This is a genomic window from Paenibacillus cellulosilyticus, from assembly GCF_003182255.1.
GTDB classification, from domain to species: Bacteria; Bacillota; Bacilli; order Paenibacillales; family Paenibacillaceae; genus Paenibacillus_T; species Paenibacillus_T cellulosilyticus.
Window position 1 is genome coordinate 286,218 of the sequence record NZ_QGTQ01000003.1, and the last position, 18,177, is coordinate 304,394.

16 protein-coding genes are annotated in these 18,177 nt (G+C 49.3%); 15 read left to right on the forward strand and 1 reads right to left on the reverse strand.

The genetic code is table 11. The annotated features are described in order from the left end of the window. Nucleotides 1-11: 11 nt before the first annotated feature. Nucleotides 12-1,568: a YifB family Mg chelatase-like AAA ATPase gene (locus DFQ01_RS06465; RefSeq protein ID WP_110043058.1), complete on the reverse strand. Its 1,557-nt coding sequence runs from the start codon at nucleotides 1,566-1,568 to the stop codon at nucleotides 12-14. Nucleotides 1,569-1,918: 350 nt separating this feature from the next. Here DFQ01_RS06465 and sucC point away from each other — a divergent pair, with 350 nt between their 5' ends. The 15 genes from sucC to fliI all read left to right on the forward strand — a co-directional run bounded on the left by sucC (nucleotide 1,919) and on the right by fliI (nucleotide 18,176). Next, complete coding sequence (gene sucC / locus DFQ01_RS06470) at nucleotides 1,919-3,079, forward strand: ADP-forming succinate--CoA ligase subunit beta (protein ID WP_110043059.1); 1,161 nt, start codon at nucleotides 1,919-1,921, stop codon at nucleotides 3,077-3,079. A gap of 52 nt (nucleotides 3,080-3,131) precedes the next feature. Beyond that, entirely contained in the window at nucleotides 3,132-4,064 is a 933-nt protein-coding gene (sucD, locus tag DFQ01_RS06475) for a succinate--CoA ligase subunit alpha (RefSeq protein WP_110043060.1), read from the forward strand. 198 nt (nucleotides 4,065-4,262) lie between these two features. Beyond that, the gene (dprA, locus tag DFQ01_RS06480; RefSeq protein ID WP_174812720.1) at nucleotides 4,263-5,384 is read left to right on the forward strand and encodes a DNA-processing protein DprA; all 1,122 of its coding nucleotides are present in this window, start codon (nucleotides 4,263-4,265) and stop codon (nucleotides 5,382-5,384) included. A 22-nt stretch (nucleotides 5,385-5,406) separates the two neighbouring features. Then, complete coding sequence (topA, locus tag DFQ01_RS06485; RefSeq protein ID WP_110043062.1) at nucleotides 5,407-7,521, forward strand: type I DNA topoisomerase; 2,115 nt, start codon at nucleotides 5,407-5,409, stop codon at nucleotides 7,519-7,521. An 84-nt stretch (nucleotides 7,522-7,605) separates the two neighbouring features. Then, nucleotides 7,606-8,925 (forward strand): FADH(2)-oxidizing methylenetetrahydrofolate--tRNA-(uracil(54)-C(5))-methyltransferase TrmFO, encoded by a 1,320-nt coding sequence (gene trmFO, locus DFQ01_RS06490; RefSeq protein ID WP_110043063.1) that lies wholly within the window; start codon nucleotides 7,606-7,608, stop codon nucleotides 8,923-8,925. A 235-nt stretch (nucleotides 8,926-9,160) separates the two neighbouring features. Further along, nucleotides 9,161-9,703: an ATP-dependent protease subunit HslV gene (gene hslV, locus DFQ01_RS06495; protein WP_110043064.1), complete on the forward strand. Its 543-nt coding sequence runs from the start codon at nucleotides 9,161-9,163 to the stop codon at nucleotides 9,701-9,703. Nucleotides 9,704-9,759: 56 nt separating this feature from the next. Further along, a complete protein-coding gene (gene hslU / locus DFQ01_RS06500) occupies nucleotides 9,760-11,160 on the forward strand; it encodes an ATP-dependent protease ATPase subunit HslU (protein ID WP_110043065.1) in 1,401 nt (466 codons plus the stop codon). 27 nt (nucleotides 11,161-11,187) lie between these two features. Next, nucleotides 11,188-11,958, forward strand: coding sequence for a GTP-sensing pleiotropic transcriptional regulator CodY (codY, locus tag DFQ01_RS06505; protein ID WP_110043066.1), 771 nt, complete (start codon nucleotides 11,188-11,190; stop codon nucleotides 11,956-11,958). 227 nt (nucleotides 11,959-12,185) lie between these two features. Continuing rightward, nucleotides 12,186-12,596 carry a flagellar basal body rod protein FlgB gene (gene flgB / locus DFQ01_RS06510; protein WP_174812719.1) on the forward strand — a complete coding sequence of 137 codons (411 nt, stop codon included), beginning with the start codon at nucleotides 12,186-12,188 and terminating at the stop codon, nucleotides 12,594-12,596. 4 nt (nucleotides 12,597-12,600) lie between these two features. Then, nucleotides 12,601-13,074 carry a flagellar basal body rod protein FlgC gene (gene flgC, locus DFQ01_RS06515; RefSeq protein ID WP_110043068.1) on the forward strand — a complete coding sequence of 158 codons (474 nt, stop codon included), beginning with the start codon at nucleotides 12,601-12,603 and terminating at the stop codon, nucleotides 13,072-13,074. A 20-nt stretch (nucleotides 13,075-13,094) separates the two neighbouring features. Then, entirely contained in the window at nucleotides 13,095-13,403 is a 309-nt protein-coding gene (fliE, locus tag DFQ01_RS06520) for a flagellar hook-basal body complex protein FliE (protein WP_110043069.1), read from the forward strand. A 41-nt stretch (nucleotides 13,404-13,444) separates the two neighbouring features. After that, nucleotides 13,445-15,013, forward strand: coding sequence for a flagellar basal-body MS-ring/collar protein FliF (gene fliF, locus DFQ01_RS06525; RefSeq protein WP_110043070.1), 1,569 nt, complete (start codon nucleotides 13,445-13,447; stop codon nucleotides 15,011-15,013). Nucleotides 15,014-15,024: 11 nt separating this feature from the next. Next, a complete protein-coding gene (fliG, locus tag DFQ01_RS06530) occupies nucleotides 15,025-16,038 on the forward strand; it encodes a flagellar motor switch protein FliG (RefSeq protein ID WP_110043071.1) in 1,014 nt (337 codons plus the stop codon). Continuing rightward, nucleotides 16,031-16,870: a FliH/SctL family protein gene (locus tag DFQ01_RS06535; RefSeq protein WP_110043072.1), complete on the forward strand. Its 840-nt coding sequence runs from the start codon at nucleotides 16,031-16,033 to the stop codon at nucleotides 16,868-16,870. The genes fliG and DFQ01_RS06535 overlap by 8 nt, the downstream gene beginning before the upstream one ends. Then, nucleotides 16,851-18,176, forward strand: a complete 1,326-nt coding sequence (gene fliI / locus DFQ01_RS06540; RefSeq protein WP_110043073.1) for a flagellar protein export ATPase FliI — start codon at nucleotides 16,851-16,853, stop codon at nucleotides 18,174-18,176. The genes DFQ01_RS06535 and fliI overlap by 20 nt, the downstream gene beginning before the upstream one ends. Nucleotide 18,177 lies beyond the last annotated feature (1 nt).

Below are 18,177 nucleotides of genomic sequence, written 5' to 3' on the forward strand. Positions count from 1 at the left end.
TCGCTAATCGTTTATTCCCCGATGGTTTCACCGGCACGTCGGTATTGAATCGCTTCCGACATGTGTAATTCCTGAATTTCGGCACAACCGTCAACGTCGGCAATCGTTCGAGCCAGCCGCAGCAGCCGGTCATGCGCGCGGAAGCTGATTCCTAGCGTGTCAAAGGCGTGGCGGAGCAGCAATGAAGATTCACTGGTTAATTTGGCCGCACGATGTAGGGAAGCACCGGCAAGCTCTCCATTGCTTCGGACGCCGATTTCCTTCGCGCGATGCCGCTGCCGCTCGACCGCGGCCATGACGCTGTCATGCATCTCTGCGCTGGACATGCCGGGTTTCGCTGCTTGAATAGAAGCGGGGCGTGGTACCTCCAACAGCAGATCAATGCGGTCGATGAGCGGTCCTGATATTTTACTCCGATATCGTAGTACCGCGGTGTCAGAACACGTGCATCGACGATCCCCAGACTCGTTCCCCCAATAGCCACATGGACAAGGATTCATTGAAGCCGCGAGCATGAATCGAGCAGGGAAACGCGTGACCGCCCGCGTTCGAGCGATGGTTACCTCACGATCCTCTAAAGGCTGGCGAAGTACCTCTAATGAGGGGCGTGAAAACTCCGGCAGCTCATCAAGAAATAACACGCCGCGATGTGCGAGCGTTGCTTCACCCGGACGTGGAATCGTTCCGCCGCCAATGAGGCCACCGCTTGAAATGGTGTGGTGCGGGGCGCGAAAAGGTCTCGTGCGAATGAGCGAGGATGGACTGCTGCCTAGTTTGCCAGCCACACTGTAGATTTTGGTTACCTCGAGCGCCTCTTCATCAGATAGTGGAGGAAGGATCGTTGGCAGCCTTTTCGCCAGCATCGTCTTGCCTGTTCCGGGAGGACCGCTCAGCATCAAATTATGGTTGCCGGCTGCTGCAATGAGCAGCGCACGTTTTGCACCGTGTAAACCAAGTACATCCGCATAATCCAGCATAGCTTGTCCGCTGTCAGCCGCACTAACCGTAGATAGGCGACTCGCAGCACGCTCCGAATCGAATAAATATGCTTTCCACGTATCTCCATTCCCCCATGCAGCCAGCTCATTCAAATGATCAATGGCATACACTTCAAGTCCTTGAATTAATACAGCTTCTGCTGCATTGCCCTGTGGAAGCACAACGCGACGGATGCCGCTGCGCATCGCTTGTTCGACCATTGGCAGCACGCCAGTAACAGGACGAAGCTCCCCATTTAGCGATAGTTCCCCAATCAGCATCGTGTTATGGAAGGGCTCGGCAGGCAGCTGTTCGCTTGCCACCAGTATCGCACCGGCAATGGTCAGATCGAAGGCGGTGCCTTCTTTGCGCAGATCGGCAGGAGCGAGATTGACTGTAATTCGACTCATTGGGAATTGAAAGCCGCAGTTTCGAATAGCTGCACGCACACGTTCAGATGACTCTCGAATCGCGCTGTCGGGCAGTCCAACCAAGTTCATTTGAGGCAATCCGCCTGCAATATCCGCCTCAACTGTGATCATAATGCCTTCTACGCCGCTGACGCTTGCCCCTAACATTTTGGCATACATAAATAAAAAAACACCTCCGCCATGAATCGGACGAAGGTGCTTCCTTACTGTTCCGTACAATTGTTTTAATTTGTAATCATCATAATAGGAGAACAATTGCCTGTCAACGACTGGATACGGTAACCATGCGAAAAAAGCTGTAATCCCGCGTTATTCAAGGCATTTCGGGATACACTACAGTGGTAATGAAATGTTACTATCATATCAAATCTAGATGAATTTCATATCAAAAGAGTAGATTTTATTTTTATTAAAATAGAGGTAAGAATTAACGTTTAGTGATAAACTATAGTTGTTTGTTTGCACATTAACATTGCTTGATTCAGTTTGCGGATTGGAGGATTTCGTTAATGAATATCCATGAGTACCAAGGCAAAGAAGTCCTGAAGCAATATGGGGTTTCGGTGCCGGAAGGCAAAGTAGCCTTTACCGTTGACGAGGCAGTTGAGGCGGCTAAATCGCTCGGCACTTCTGTCATCGTAGTAAAAGCGCAAATCCACGCAGGTGGTCGCGGTAAAGCAGGCGGCGTTAAAGTCGCTAAAAACCTTGATGAAGTAAAAGCTTACGCGAGTGAAATTCTCGGTAAAACGCTTGTTACGCATCAAACAGGTCCGGAAGGTAAAGAAGTAAAGCGCCTGCTCATCGAGCAAGGCTGCGACATTAAGAAAGAATACTACGTCGGCGTTGTCGTTGACCGTGGTACGGGCCGCGTCGTTCTGATGGCTTCTGAAGAAGGCGGCACGGAAATCGAAGAAGTGGCGGCTCATTCGCCAGAGAAAATCTTCAAAGAAGTTGTCGACCCAGCAATCGGTCTGCAACCATTCCAAGCAAAGCGTCTTGCTTTCAACATCAACATTCCGAAAGAGCTCGTGAACAAAGCAGCTAGCTTTATGATCGCTCTGTACACGGCATTCGTTGATAAAGATTGCTCCATCGCTGAGATCAACCCGCTCGTCGTAACTGGCGACGGCAACGTTATGGCACTGGATGCCAAACTGAACTTCGATTCCAACGCACTGTTCCGCCATCCAGAAATTTTGGCGCTGCGCGACCTGGAAGAAGAAGATGAGAAAGAAATCCAAGCGTCCAAGTTTGACCTGAGCTACATCGCACTCGACGGCAACATCGGCTGCATGGTTAACGGTGCGGGTCTTGCAATGGCAACGATGGACATTATCAAATACTATGGCGGCGACCCTGCTAACTTCCTCGACGTAGGCGGCGGTGCTACGAAAGAGAAAGTAACGGAAGCATTCAAAATCATTTTGTCGGACGAGCAAGTTAAAGGTATCTTCGTTAACATCTTCGGCGGCATTATGCGTTGTGACGTTATTGCTGAAGGCGTAATCGCAGCTGCGAAAGAGCTCGGTCTGGATCGTCCGCTTGTCGTACGTCTGGAAGGCACGAACGTAGAGATCGGCAAAAAGATGCTCAACGAGTCCGGCCTGAACATTGTTGCGGCTGATTCGATGGCGGATGGCGCTCAGAAGATCGTTGCGCTCGTGAAATAAGGACTAACTAGCGACTAATTCCGAATTTTTTCTCAGGGGATGTGAAATTTCGATGAGCATTTTGATCAATAAAGATACAAAAGTCATCACGCAGGGCATCACGGGTAAAACCGCGTTGTTCCACGCGAAAGGCGCGCTCGACTACGGTACACAAATGGTCGGCGGCACGTCGCCGGGTAAAGGCGGCACGACGGTTGATATCGCGCTCGAGAACGGAACGACGGCATCGCTGCCTGTATTCAATACCGTTTCCGAAGCGGTAGCAGCTACAGGTGCAACAGCTTCCGTTATCTACGTTCCGCCAGCATTCGCTGCGGACGCGATTCTTGAAGCCGTTGACGCACAACTGGACCTCGTTATCTGCATCACGGAAGGTATTCCGGTGCTTGATATGGTTAAGGTTTCCCGTTACATGGAAGGCAAGAAAACGCGTTTGATCGGACCAAACTGTCCAGGCGTTATTACGCCAGACGAGTGCAAAATCGGTATCATGCCTGGTTACATTCATACGAAAGGCCATGTCGGCGTCGTTTCGCGCTCCGGCACGCTTACGTATGAGGCTGTACACCAGCTGTCGACGCGCGGCATTGGCCAATCGTCCGCAGTAGGTATCGGCGGCGACCCAGTTAAAGGTACGGAATTCATTGACGTGCTGAGCATGTTTAATGAAGATCCAGAAACGTATGCTGTAATCATGATCGGCGAGATCGGCGGTACGGCAGAGGAAGAAGCAGCTGAATGGATCAAAGCGAACATGAAGAAGCCAGTTGTTGGCTTCATCGGCGGCGCTACAGCTCCTGAAGGCAAACGTATGGGACATGCTGGTGCAATTATTTCCGGCGGTAAAGGTACGGCTGCTGAGAAAATCAAGACGCTCGAGGCATGCGGCATCAAAGTCGCTCCTACGCCGTCGGAGATGGGCTCGACGCTCGTATCGGTACTCGAAGAGCAAGGTCTGCTCGAGAAATGCATCACGCGTAAATAATGAAGTAAATATGGTTAGGAATCACGCCCCTGCTTAATCAGCAGCGTGATTCTAGCGATAAGGCAAGCAGCCTTTCGGCCCAAATTGGGCACGAAAGGCTGCTTTTTTGCATTTAAGTCGATTAGGCGGCTTGCATTCTCGTTCCGGCTAGAGCACAATAGGAAAGGAATGTAGGCCTCCACTATGGAGGTTATTGGAATGTGCAATGAGAAGAAGCGCAAAATGATGATTATGCTGCATCAACTGCCAGGCGTCGGTTGGAAATCGATTAAACGCGCAATGGATGCGGAGCTGTGGAACCGTACCTCATTAAGCAGCGCAGATGTATGGTTATCGGCAGGATTTCGTCCAGAGGCAGCCGGTGAGGCAGCTAGACGTTTCTCTGACAGCGAATCGGGGTATGATTCTATCATATCAAGCTACTCTCAGCGTAATGCCGACATCATCACGATTGATGATGAGGAATACCCGAATATGCTTCGGAATATCCATGAGCCGCCTTGGGTGCTATATGCGATCGGCAGGCTAGACCTGCTGCATCGGCATTCGGTCTCTATCGTAGGTACACGCACGCCTACCGCTTACGGTAGACATATGACCAAGGAACTGGCTACTGGCTTCGCACGGCGCGGCCTGACGGTCGTCAGCGGCCTTGCTAGGGGTATTGATGGGGTGGCGCATGAATCGTCCGTCACGCTGGCAGGAAGCACGATCGCAGTGCTTGGGACACCGCTGGACCGAATCTATCCACCTCAGCATGCCTCACTATTCCGACAAATCGCGGTAGAAGGGCTGTTGTTGACGGAGGTACCGATCGGGATGGCGTTCCATCCGGGCTATTTTCCACTGCGTAATCGCATTATTGCCGGCTTGTCTGCAGGAACGGTCGTAATCGAAGCTGCTGCGCGAAGTGGTTCGCTTATCACTGCCGAGCAGGCATTCGCGTTTGACCGTGAATTGTTCGCTCTACCGGGACCTGTAACATCGCCGAAGAGTGCCGGAACAAACGGACTGCTTGCCGAACGCAAGGCAAATGCGATATTATCGGTCGAGGATTGGTTTAAGCATTTACCGTATACCAGTTATTCGAGTGAGGACGATCAGCGTCATGAGCAGTACGAAAACGCTAGAAATTCGGCTGAAGAATTGACGGGAGATGCCAAGCTCGTATACGATCTGCTGCTTGATCGCCCTTGTACAGCAGACGACCTGCATGAGGCTACTGGAATACCGCTTGGACTTTTGCACGCTGTTCTGATAAATTTATGTATAACTCGCAGGATACATCAACAGAACGGCTCTACATATTCCATTATTTAATGCTGGGAGAGGAGGACGCTTAATGGCGGATTCGCTCGTTATTGTCGAGTCGCCTGCCAAGGCGAAGACGATCGGCAAATATTTGGGCAGCAAATATATCGTGAAAGCGTCCATGGGGCATATTCGTGATTTGCCGAAAAGCCAAACTGGCGTGGAAGTCGAGAACGGCTTCCAACCAAAATATATAACGATTCGAGGTAAAGGTAACGTCCTGAAGGAATTGAAGGATGCAAGTAAAAAAGTAAAACATGTCTTTCTCGCAGCCGACCCCGATCGCGAAGGGGAAGCGATTGCTTGGCATCTCGCTCACTACTTAGAGTTAGATGAAGCAAAAAGCTGCCGTGTCGTTTTTAACGAAATTACGAAGCAGGCCGTGAAAGATGCGTTCAAGACACCAAGACCTATTAATATGGACTTGGTTAATGCCCAGCAAGCGCGCCGCATCTTGGATCGACTGGTGGGTTATAAGATCAGCCCGCTGCTGTGGAAGAAGGTTAAGAAAGGCTTGTCCGCTGGCCGCGTACAATCGGTTACGGTGAAGCTCATTATCGATCGCGAGAACGAGATTGAAGCGTTCGTGCCAGAAGAGTATTGGACAATAACCGCGCGTTTGAACAAAAACGGTAACGCGTTCGAAGCGAAATTTTATTCGATCGCAGGAGAGAAGCGGGAACTCGGTAACGAAGCGGATATGCAGGCCGTGCTTGATGCGATGAATGGTGCTCCATTCACGGTCAGCGATGTTCGTGAGAAGGAACGTCTCCGCAATCCGGCACCGCCTTTCATTACAAGTTCACTTCAACAGGAAGCAGCAAGGAAACTTGGTTTCCGCGCATCGAAGACGATGTCCGTCGCTCAACAGCTGTATGAAGGTGTCGATCTTGGCAAAGAAGGTACGGTCGGTCTGATTACTTATATGCGTACAGACTCGACGCGTATCTCTCCGGTTGCACAGGAAGAAGCAAAAGGTTTTATTGAGAATAAATATGGGCCGTCTTATTTTCCGGAAGAGCCGCGTATTTATTTGAAGAAGAACAGCAATGCGCAGGATGCGCACGAAGCGATTCGTCCGACATCGGTGCTTCGCGAGCCGGATCAAATGAAGGAATTCCTGACCCGCGATCAGCTTCGCCTATACAAGCTTGTATGGGAGCGTTTCGTTGCTAGTCAAATGTCATCTGCCGTGCTTGATACGATGACAGTTGATCTTAATGCGAACGATACGGTATTCCGCGCGGTTGGTTCCAAGGTGAAATTCGCCGGCTTTATGAAGGTTTATGTCGAAGGCAATGATGACGGCACGACGAACGACGATGATAAGTTCCTGCCGGCACTTGCAGCAGGCGATCTCATTACGACGGATTCGATCGAGCCGAAGCAGCACTTTACACAACCGCCACCGCGCTATACGGAGGCACGTCTGGTTAAGACGCTCGAGGAGCTGGGCATTGGTCGTCCAAGTACGTATGCGCCAACGCTGGAGACCGTTCAGAAGCGTGGATACGTTGCGATCGAAGAGAAGAAATTTATTCCAACGGAGCTGGGCGGGCTTGTAAGCCAGCTGATGGAAGAGTTTTTCCCCGAGATTCTCGATGTAGAGTTCACTGCACAAATGGAAGACGAGCTCGATCACGTTGAAGAAGGTACAGAGAACTGGGTAAAGGTGCTGTCCGAGTTCTACGAATCGTTCGAGAAGCGGCTTGAATTTGCTGAGAACGAAATGAAGGAAGTTGAGCTTCAGGACGAAGTGTCTGACGAGTTGTGTGAAAAGTGTGGCAAACCAATGGTTTACAAAATGGGCCGGTTCGGCAAGTTCCTTGCTTGCTCGGGATTCCCGGATTGCCGCAATACGAAGCCGATCGTTAAAGACATTGGCGTTGCGTGTCCGAAATGCGCCAAGGGCAGCATCATCGAGCGGCGCAGTAAGAAAGGCCGTGTATTCTACGGCTGCAACCTGTATCCGGAATGCGATTTCGTATCATGGGATAAGCCGGCAGGGGTACCTTGTCCATCCTGTGGAGGCTTGATGGTCGAGAAACGAAGCAAAGCAGGCGTTAAGCTGCAATGTACGGTTTGCGATCATAGCGAGCAGGTTGCAGAGGATAGTGAAGAGGATCACGAACAAGAACAGGCATAACGCCTGTACGTATGCATCATTACAACGTGCTGTCCGTCTATTAGAGACGGCAGCCGTTTTCATTCCGAAAGGTAGGTTTGCACATTGTCTTCTTTTCCTAAAGTAACGGTCGTCGGCGCCGGTCTCGCTGGCAGTGAGGCTGCTTGGCAAATCGCGTCGCAAGGCGTACCCGTTACCTTATACGAGATGCGTCCAGTCACACGAACACCAGCACATCATACCGATAAATTCGCTGAGCTCGTCTGCAGTAATAGCTTGCGGGCCAATGGACTAACGAATGCAGTAGGTGTATTAAAGGAAGAAATGCGTCAGATCGGTTCGCTTATTCTAAGCAGTGCCGACCGTAACGCGGTACCAGCAGGCGGCGCATTGGCTGTTGACCGCGATGGCTTCTCCGGTGATGTAACGAACTCGCTTCGCGAGCATCCGCTCATCGAGGTTCGCAACGAGGAGCTTACGTCGATTCCTGAGGATGGCATCGTCGTTATTGCGACAGGCCCGCTGACGGCGCCTTCGCTTTCTCAGAGCATTCAAGGGCTGCTAGGCGAGGAGTACTTCTACTTCTATGATGCAGCTGCACCAATTATCGAGAAGGATTCCATCGATATGAGCAAGGTTTACCTTGCTTCCCGTTACGATAAAGGCGAAGCTGCTTACTTGAACTGCCCGATGACAGAGGAAGAGTTCAATACGTTCCATGATGCCCTTATTACAGCTGAGAAAGCAGAACTCAAAGAATTCGAGAAAGAAGTATACTTCGAAGGGTGCATGCCGATCGAAGTTATGGCTTCACGCGGCAAGCAAACCGTATTGTTCGGACCTATGAAGCCGGTTGGCCTAATTAATCCGCATACGGGCAAGCTGCCATATGCCGTTATCCAGCTGCGTCAGGACAACGCTGCAGGGACGTTATACAACATGGTTGGCTTCCAGACTCATTTGAAGTGGGGCGAACAGAAACGCGTCTTCTCGCTGATTCCAGGGCTTGAGAATGCAGAATTCGTTCGTTATGGCGTTATGCACCGCAATACATTCATCAACTCGCCAAGCTTGCTGAATGCGACATATCAGTTCAAAGGCCGTGACAACCTGTTCTTCGCTGGTCAGATGACAGGCGTTGAAGGTTATGTTGAGTCGGCAGCTTCTGGCTTGATTGCCGGCCTTAACGCTGGTCGTGTTGCACGTGGTCTTGAGCCGCTTGTACTGCCGGCGGATACGACGCTTGGCAGCATGGCGCAGTACATCACGACAGCTGATTTCAAACACTTCCAGCCAATGAACGCAAACTTCGGGTTGTTCCCACCGCTGGAGAAACGAATGAAAAGCAAACGGGATAAGAATGATGCAATTGCAAATCGTGCACTAGCATCGATCGAGCAATTCAAGCGCGAGCATCTGAGCTAATAAATTTTTGCTATTTTCTGAATCTCGCATATCATTTCGAATTAGGTTTTCAACAACCCGATCCTACACGATCGGGTTGTGCTGAAGACGAAGCTTATGCTTTCGAAGTAGGTTATTGCAATTGATTTCTGCGAATCAACAAAAGCAATAACCGGCTTATGCTTACGATGCTGGTTTTCTAAGATCAATCATCACAGATGATTGGTTGCTCAGAAAACTTAAAGGAGGTCCATTCATGGAGATGCAATTTCATGCGACGACCATATGTGCGGTGCGGCATAATGGCCAAGGCGCTATAGCAGGCGACGGACAAGTGACGTTCGGTAACAGCATGGTGATGAAGAGCACCGCGAAGAAGGTGCGCAGGCTGTATCGTGGGCAAGTCGTAGCTGGGTTCGCTGGCTCGGTTGCTGATGCGATTACACTGTTCGAGAAGTTTGAAGGCAAGCTGGAGGAGCATCACGGCAACCTGCAGCGTGCAGCTGTAGAGCTGGCCAAGGAATGGCGCTCCGACCGAGTGCTTAGACGATTGGAAGCTATGATGATCGTCATGGATGCAACTGGACTCCTTCTCATTTCGGGAAATGGTGAAATTATCGAGCCAGACGACGGAATTCTCGCAATCGGTTCCGGTGGCAGCTTTGCACTTGCCGCAGCAAGAGTATTGAAGCAGCATGCGACGCATATGGAAGCAAAGGATATGGCAAGGGCTGCGCTGGAGACAGCGGCAGACATTTGTGTATTTACAAACCGTAATATTATCGTAGAGCAAGTGTAACCGTCCTATCGTAATGAGCGTGTATATCATTCAATAACCGGCGGAGGGATGTTAATATGGGCAACGAGTCATTGACACCAAGACAAATTGTCGCGGAACTGGATAAGTACATTGTCGGCCAGAAGCAAGCCAAACGTTCCGTTGCGATCGCTTTACGGAACCGTTATCGGAGAAGCAGACTCGCTGAAGAACTGCGCGATGAGATTGCACCGAAGAACATTCTCATGATCGGACCGACTGGTGTCGGTAAAACCGAGATCGCCCGCCGTCTCGCGAAGCTTGTGCAAGCTCCTTTTGTCAAAGTAGAAGCTACGAAATTTACAGAAGTCGGTTACGTAGGTCGTGACGTGGAGTCGATGGTACGTGACCTTGTAGAGACTGCGATCCGTATTGTGAAGGCAGAACGGACTGAGGCCGTGAAAGATCGTGCAGAGGTGCTCGCGAACGAGCGTATTATTTCGTTGCTGGTTCCATCGCCGAAGAGCGCTAAACCGCAAAAGAATCCGTTTGAAATGCTATTTGGCGGTCAACAATCAAAAGAAGAAGACGACGAGCCCGTGCATGATGCTCCGACGGCAGAACAGCGTAAAGCGATCAAGGAAAAGCTGGCTGCTGGTCTGCTTGAGAATGAGCTTATTGAAATCGAAGTTGAAGACAATTCGCCCAATATGCTCGATATGCTGTCGGGTCAGAATGGCGAAGGTATGGGTGGCATGAACATGCAGGAGCTGTTCGGCCAATTTATGCCGAAGCGTTCGAAAAAGCGTAAGCTTCGGATTAAGGAAGCGCGCAAAGCGCTGACGCAAGAAGAAGCGAACAAGCTGATCGACATGGATGACGTTATTTCGGAATCCGTTACTCGCGCAGAGCAATCTGGCATTATTTTCATAGATGAAATTGACAAAATTGCAAGTCCGTCAAGAGGCGCAGGTCCTGATGTTTCCCGTGAAGGGGTTCAGCGCGATATTCTTCCTATCGTTGAAGGCTCTACCGTCATGACCAAATATGGTCCGGTCAAAACGGATTATGTTCTGTTCGTGGCAGCAGGTGCATTCCATGTTGCGAAGCCGTCGGATCTCATTCCCGAGCTGCAAGGTCGTTTCCCGATTCGTGTTGAATTGACTTCCTTGAGTTTGGATGACTTCGTCAATATATTGAAGGAACCGAAGAATGCGCTCATCAAGCAGTATGCTGCGTTGCTTGAAACAGAAGGTATTGCGATCGAATTCTCTGATGAAGCGATTCGTGAGCTTGCCTCGATTGCAGCAGATGTGAACAAAAACACCGAGAATATCGGTGCAAGACGTCTCCATACCATTCTAGAAAAGCTGCTTGAGGATCTTTCGTTTGAAGCGCCAGAGCTTCAATTGGAGCAGATTACGATCACCCCTGAATATGTAAGGGAGAAACTGGGCAGCATCGCGCAAAACCGCGATTTGAGCCAGTATATTTTGTAGCGGCTGTTTGTTCGGGAGGATACAACAATGACTCTTCTGTCAAAAACAAGAACGTTGAATAGGCTGCTCCAGCGGGCAGCCGGCAAGGCACTCAATTTCCGCGAAATGGCGGAGGTGCTGAGCGCAACGATGCAAGGCAATGTATTCGTTGTAAGTCGTAAGGGAAAAATTCTTGGCTGCGCGGCCATTGGCGCTTATGAACACGATCATATGCGTATGATGTCGATGAGTGAACTTCGTTTCTCGAACGAGAGCAATGAACGTTTTCTGCATCTGCAGGAGACGGTAACAAACGCAGATCCAGATCCTGGTGTCGTTGAGGTATTCCCGCTGTTGTCCGGACAGCGTACGATGACTGTGGTGCCGATTATCGGTGGTGGTGATCGGCTTGGCACACTTGTACTAACGCGTGACGCAGAAATGTTCGGAGACGAGGATTTAATTCTGGCCGAGTACGGGTCAACGATTGTCGGAATGGAAATTTTACGTGAGCGAGCCGAAGAAGTCGAACTGGAAGCGAGAAGTCGTGCAGTTGTTGCAGTGGCTGTTGGCTCACTTTCATTCAGCGAGATGGAGGCGGTCGAGCATATTTTCGAGGAGCTAGAGGGGAAAGAAGGACTACTCGTCGCTTCGAAAATTGCAGATCGTGTCGGCATCACACGTTCAGTTATTGTAAATGCTCTTCGCAAGCTTGAAAGCGCTGGCGTGATAGAGACGCGGTCCCTGGGGATGAAAGGAACATATATCAAAATTTTGAATCCCCAGTTGCTGGTAGAACTAGATAAAATGAAGGCTTAAATGAATAAATAAGGCGTTAGTATGAAAGCCCTGTCTTTGGAACTCAAAAGATAGGGCTTTTTTCTTATTGTACATATTTAGGAATTTGTTGAAGATTAATCATGTCGGCAAAACTCGACAGATTACCATATTATTTTTAATAATTTGGTGTCGAAGAAAGAAGGAATACATCGCTTCAGGTTGAATAGTGTTAAGAGATCATGAACAAGAAAGCGGGGGAACAATCGGTGAAATTGTTAAGTGGCGCTGACTTTCGACGTTTGGAATCAGCGGTTCAGTCGGCTGAGCTGAGACAGCAGGTCATATCGGATAATGTCGCAAATGTCGACACTCCGAATTTCAAGCGCTCCGAAGTATTGTTTGAGGATCTGCTGACAGAGGCAATGGGCACTAGTGAAGGTTCAATTTCGGGCTTCAGAACAAATGCCAAGCATATTCCAATAGGGCAATCGTCGGAAGTACCTGCTCCTATCGTCGTACAAGACGAGACCAGCTCGATAAACAATAACGGCAATAACGTTGATATTGATCGAGAGATGTCACTGCTAGCCAAGAACCAACTCGCGTACAATTTGTACATCCAGCAAGTGAACCATGATGTGTCGATGATGAAAACCGCAATCGATGGGAGGGTTTAATTAGGTGAAGCTTAGCGGCGGTTTTGACGCGAATGCATCGGCATTGACAGCGCAGCGACTTCGGATGGATGTCATTTCATCCAACATTGCCAATGCGGAAACGACTCGCGCCAAGTATGTAGATGGTAAATTTGTCCCTTATGCTCGTAAGATGGTTGTGATGGAGCCGACTAGTCCGAATTTCTCAGACATGCTGTCCAACCAGCTGAATGGAAGTGGTACAAGCAGCAGTACAGGCGGCACAGCATCCCCTGGTGTGAAAATAACCCAAATCGTTGAAGATCAAACACCTTTCAAACTTGTTTATAATCCTAGTCATCCAGATGCGGATGAAGATGGATACGTACAAATGCCAAACGTTGATATTGCAAAAGAAATGATCGATATGATTTCTGCTACTAGAGCTTATGAAGCGAACGTAACGGCATTGAACTCCAACAAAGCCATGTTTGCCAAAGCACTTGAAATCGGAAAGTAAACATGACGGAGGGATAAACCTTGATTCAATCTTTAAAATCAATCCCAATTCAATCGATTCAAACAAGCAATGCACTTACTTCGAACGTTCAAGCTACGCCAGCTGAAGTAACTCAATCATTCGGCGACTTCCTGCAGCAGGCTATCGAAGGGGTTAGCGCACAGGAGAAGGAAGCACAAGCGACAACTGTTAAGTTTATGGCAGGACAAGCTGACGTATCGCAAGTTATGATCGCCTCGCAGCAAGCAGAATTAAGCCTTCAGCTCACTTCTCAAATTCGCAATCGCGTAGTTGAAGCTTATCAAGAGATTATGCGAACGCAATTATAGTTAGAGAAATGAGCGGGTACAGCAATGGGTGAGGTGACATTGTGAATGAGACATTCGCCCGGTATCGCGAAAGTATTTCGCGGTGGTGGGGACAGACAGGTAAGAAGCAGCGAATTTGGCTTGGCGCAACACTAGGACTAATTATCTTATCGATAATTTTATTAACTTACATATTCTCAAGAACAGAATACGAAGTTGCATTCACTAACTTGGATTCAACCGATTCTGCAGCAGTAATGAATTACTTAGATAGCAGCGGTATCGGTTATAAGCTGTCGAGTGACGGCAAGAGCATTTCAGTACCAAGTGCAGTATCATCGCGAGTTAAAATCGACGTCGGTTCGCAAGGGCTCGTCCGTAACGGATCGATCGGTTTCGAATCGTTCGCAGAAAGCTCCTCCGCTTGGGGAGAAACGCAAAATGTGTTCGATGTAAAATATCGCAACGCACTTAACGGAGAAGTTCAACAGCTTCTCAACAACATGAAAGGCGTTGAGTGGTCGAAAGTTCTCGTAACACTTCCGGAAGAAAGCGTATTTGCAAACGAGGATGGCGACAAAGCGATTGCATCGATCTCGATGAAGTTTGTAAGCGGCTATCGCCCGACGCAGAAAGAAATCGATGGATACTTCAACCTAGTAAAAACGGCCGTTCCGAAACTGGCCATTGAAGATATCACGATCGCAAGTCCAGAAGGACAACTTCTCTCTTCCGAACAAAGTGATGGCGTAACGAGCACAGATTCGGCTGATCAATTGTTCACGATTCAGCGCAAGTACGAAAGTGAATTAAAGAAGAACATTCAACAGTACTTGAGCACAATTATCGGTGAGGGTAATGTGGCGGTATACATTGCCAGCAGCCTGAACTTTGACAAGACGACTTCCGAACAAAACCTGCTTCAACCGCTTGAGAACAATAACAACAACGGTGCATTGATCAGCTCGCAAGATAATAACAAATCGTCAACGAACAGCGCTTCCGATGCAGGCGGCGTTCCAGGAACAGGCGAAACGGATGTACCAGGTTATCAATCAACGGATTCGGGCAATGCTTCTTCCGAAGAATCGTCCAGTATTCGAAACTACGAATACAGCCGGATCAAGAATATTGTTGAGTCCAGCCCGTTCATGATCAAAGACTTGACGATCAGTGTTGGTGTCAACTCGGCTGCTCTTAAAGACGACGCTCAAACGCAAATTACGAACTACGTTAAACAAATTCTTCGCACGCAGCTGGCGCAATCGGGTCTCGATGTTTCGAGTGATGCTGTAGTAAGTCAGCGTGTGACGGTTATGGCGCAAGATTTTGTGATCGATGGCTCAGCTTCGCAATCGTCTAAACTTAGCACGGCATGGATTGCGGGTATCGGAGCTGCAGCAGTAGCGTTGATCGCGGGATTGGTATTCTTCGTAAGACGTAAACGTAAGCAAAATGAACAACTGATGACAGCGGCAGCAGCGGCTGAACCGGTTCGGGTCGAATATCCGACGATTGATCTGGAAAATGTGACGAACGATCATCAGGTGAGGAAAAATCTTGAGACGCTGGCCAAGCGCAAGCCGGAAGAATTCGTCAATCTCCTTCGGACTTGGCTTGTAGATGAATAGAGGTGGTCGGCATGGCGCGAGCTTATGGGGGTTTGACTGGAAGACAGAAAGCAGCAATCTTGCTGATTACGCTAGGACCTGAAGTATCGGCTGAAATATTCAAGCAGCTGCGCGAGGAAGAAATCGAACAGCTGACACTCGAAATTGCCAATGTTCGCAAAGTCGACAGCGCAGAGCGCGAACAGATTCTGTCAGAATTCCATCAGATCTGTCTGGCGCAAGAATACATTCAACAAGGCGGTATTGCGTACGCCAAAGATATTCTCGAGAAAGCGCTCGGCGAGCAGAAGGCTGTTGAAGTCATTAGCCGTCTGACAGCAACATTGCAAGTTAGACCGTTCGACTTCGCTCGCAAAGCGGAGCCAACACAAATCTTGAACTTTATCCAGAATGAGAATCCACAGACGATAGCATTAGTACTTTCGTATTTGCAAGCCGAGCAAGCTTCCAGCATCCTGTCGTCGCTGCCGCAAGAGAAGCAGGCAGAGGTGGCAAGAAGAATCGCACTCATGGATAGCACATCGCCGGAAGTTATTTCGCAAGTGGAACGCGTTCTTGAACAAAAGCTGTCCGCAACTGTTACGCAGGACTACTCGACAGCAGGCGGTATCGAATCGATCGTTCATATTCTCAACGGTGTCGACCGTGGTACCGAACGTACAATTCTCGATGCGCTCGAAATTCAAGATCCGGAGCTTGCGGAAGAAATCAAGAAACGTATGTTTGTATTCGAAGATATTGTCAATATCGACAACCGTTCCATTCAACGGATTATCCGCGACCTCGAGAATGCCGACCTGCAGTTGGCGCTCAAAGTGGCAAGCGAAGAGGTTCGCGAAGCGATCTTCCGCAACATGTCCAAGCGTATGGCGGATACATTCAAGGAAGAAATGGAATATATGGGACCTGTCCGGCTGCGTGACGTTGAAGAAGCACAAACTCGCATCGTAGCAACGATCCGCAGACTGGAAGAAGCCGGTGAGATCATTATCGCTCGCGGCGGAGGAGATGATATCATTGTCTAATTTGATAAAGTCTTCGCACGTTGTTTCCGTTGAAGACTTGCGCAAATTGGAATGGTTCAATCGCTATGTGCCACCTGCACCTGCGAATGATCACGTTCAACCAGAGATTCCGCAACCAGATGCCGAGACGATATCACTTCGCGATGAAATATTGCAGGATGCACAACAATTCGCTGAAGAACGACTTCAAGAAGCAACGATGCAGAGCAATGCGATGCTGTCAGACGCTGAACAGCAAATCTCGCAATGGTGGCAATCCCGTCGTGAAGAAGATGAGACGATTATCCGTCAAGCGCAAGATGAAGGTTTCAGCCTTGGCTATGAGGATGGGCGTGCTCAAGCGGTTGGAGAACTGAAGCGTGAATGGCAGCAGCGGATTGAAGAAGCACAGCAACTGCTTAGTTCCTCTTATAAGATGCGTGATCAAATTATTCAAGAAGCAGAGCCATTTCTTGTAGAACTGAGCTGTGCAATTGCTGAGAAAATCATCGGACAAGAACTTACGATGAATCCAGAGCTCGCGGTGGACATGATCCGCAAGTCGCTCGCAAGACGCAAAGAGCAAGGTGTTATTACATTATGTGTAGCGCCACAGCATTTAGCGTTCATGCAAGCAGCTAGAGAAGAGCTCGCATTATCGATCGACTCGCAAGCAGAACTTCATATTTTGCCAGATGCAACTGTACAAGATTTCGGATGCGTCATTCGCTCCAGCTTCGGCAGTATCGATGCTCGAATCGATACGCAGCTTACCGAGATCAAACGCGAACTGACACAGCTAGCGCTTGAAAGTGACGAGTGGGGGAACGCACATGAACGTTCCGAAGCTTAATACACGGAAGTATCTTGAACATTTGCGGCCGATTGATCCTGTCCGGGTAAACGGCAAAGTTACACAAGTTATCGGACTAACGGTTGAATCCGAAGGACCGGATGCAAGTATCGGTGATGTATGCCATATTTATCCGACCAAAGGTGCAAAGCCGCTCAAGGCTGAGGTCGTTGGTTTTCGTGATAACAAAGTTATTCTAATGCCGCTCGGCGAGCTGGATGCGATCGGACCAGGCTGCGATGTTGTTGGTACGGGTAAGCCGCTAACGGTACAAGTCGGTTCCGAACTTTTAGGTAAAGTTCTAGATGGATTAGGGCAACCCTTAGACGGTTCCTTCATGCCAAGCCGAATGCCGCATAGCTCGACGAACAATATACCAAGCAATCCGCTCACGCGTCCTCGCGTGAAGGTTCCGCTCGGGATTGGCGTTCGTGCCATCGATGGTCTGCTGACCGTTGGCCAAGGCCAGCGTGTTGGTATTTTTGCAGGCTCTGGCGTCGGTAAGAGTACATTGCTCGGTATGATCGCGCGCAACACTTCAGCTGATGTGAACGTCATCGCGCTCATTGGTGAACGTGGTCGCGAGGTGCTCGAGTTTATCGAGAAGGACCTTGGACCTGAAGGTCTTGCTCGCTCGGTTGTAATCGTCGCAACGTCAGATCAGCCAGCGCTTGTCCGGATGAAGGGCGCTCTGATTGCAACGACGATTGCGGAATATTTTCGCGATCGCGGCCTGAACGTCATGCTTATGATGGACTCCGTCACACGTTATGCGATGGCATTGCGTGAAGTTGGTCTAGCAATAGGTGAGCCGCCTGCTACAAGAGGCTACACGCCGTCTGTATTCGCCGCACTTCCGAAGCTGCTCGAACGAGCGGGAACCGGTCAGAACGGTTCCATCACTGCTTTTTACACAGTGCTCGTAGACGGTGACGATATGAATGAGCCGATTGCCGATGCGGTGAGGGGTATCTTGGATGGTCACATTGTCTTAAGTCGCGAACTTGCGCATCAAGGACATTTTCCGGCGATTGATGTGCTCGCTTCAATCAGTCGCGTCATGAAGGAAATCGTTACGGAAGACCAGCAGGATGCGGCTAATCAGCTTAAAAGTTTGCTAGCTACTTATAAGAGTTCGGAGGATTTGATCAATATTGGGGCGTATCAAATAGGTTCTAATGAAAAAATTGATCAATCTATTGAAGCAATTGATGAAATTCGTGCCTTTACAAGGCAGAAAACAAACGAGAAGGTCGGCTTAGAAGAAGCGCAACAGCTTCTGATTCAACAATTTCTCGGGAGATGAA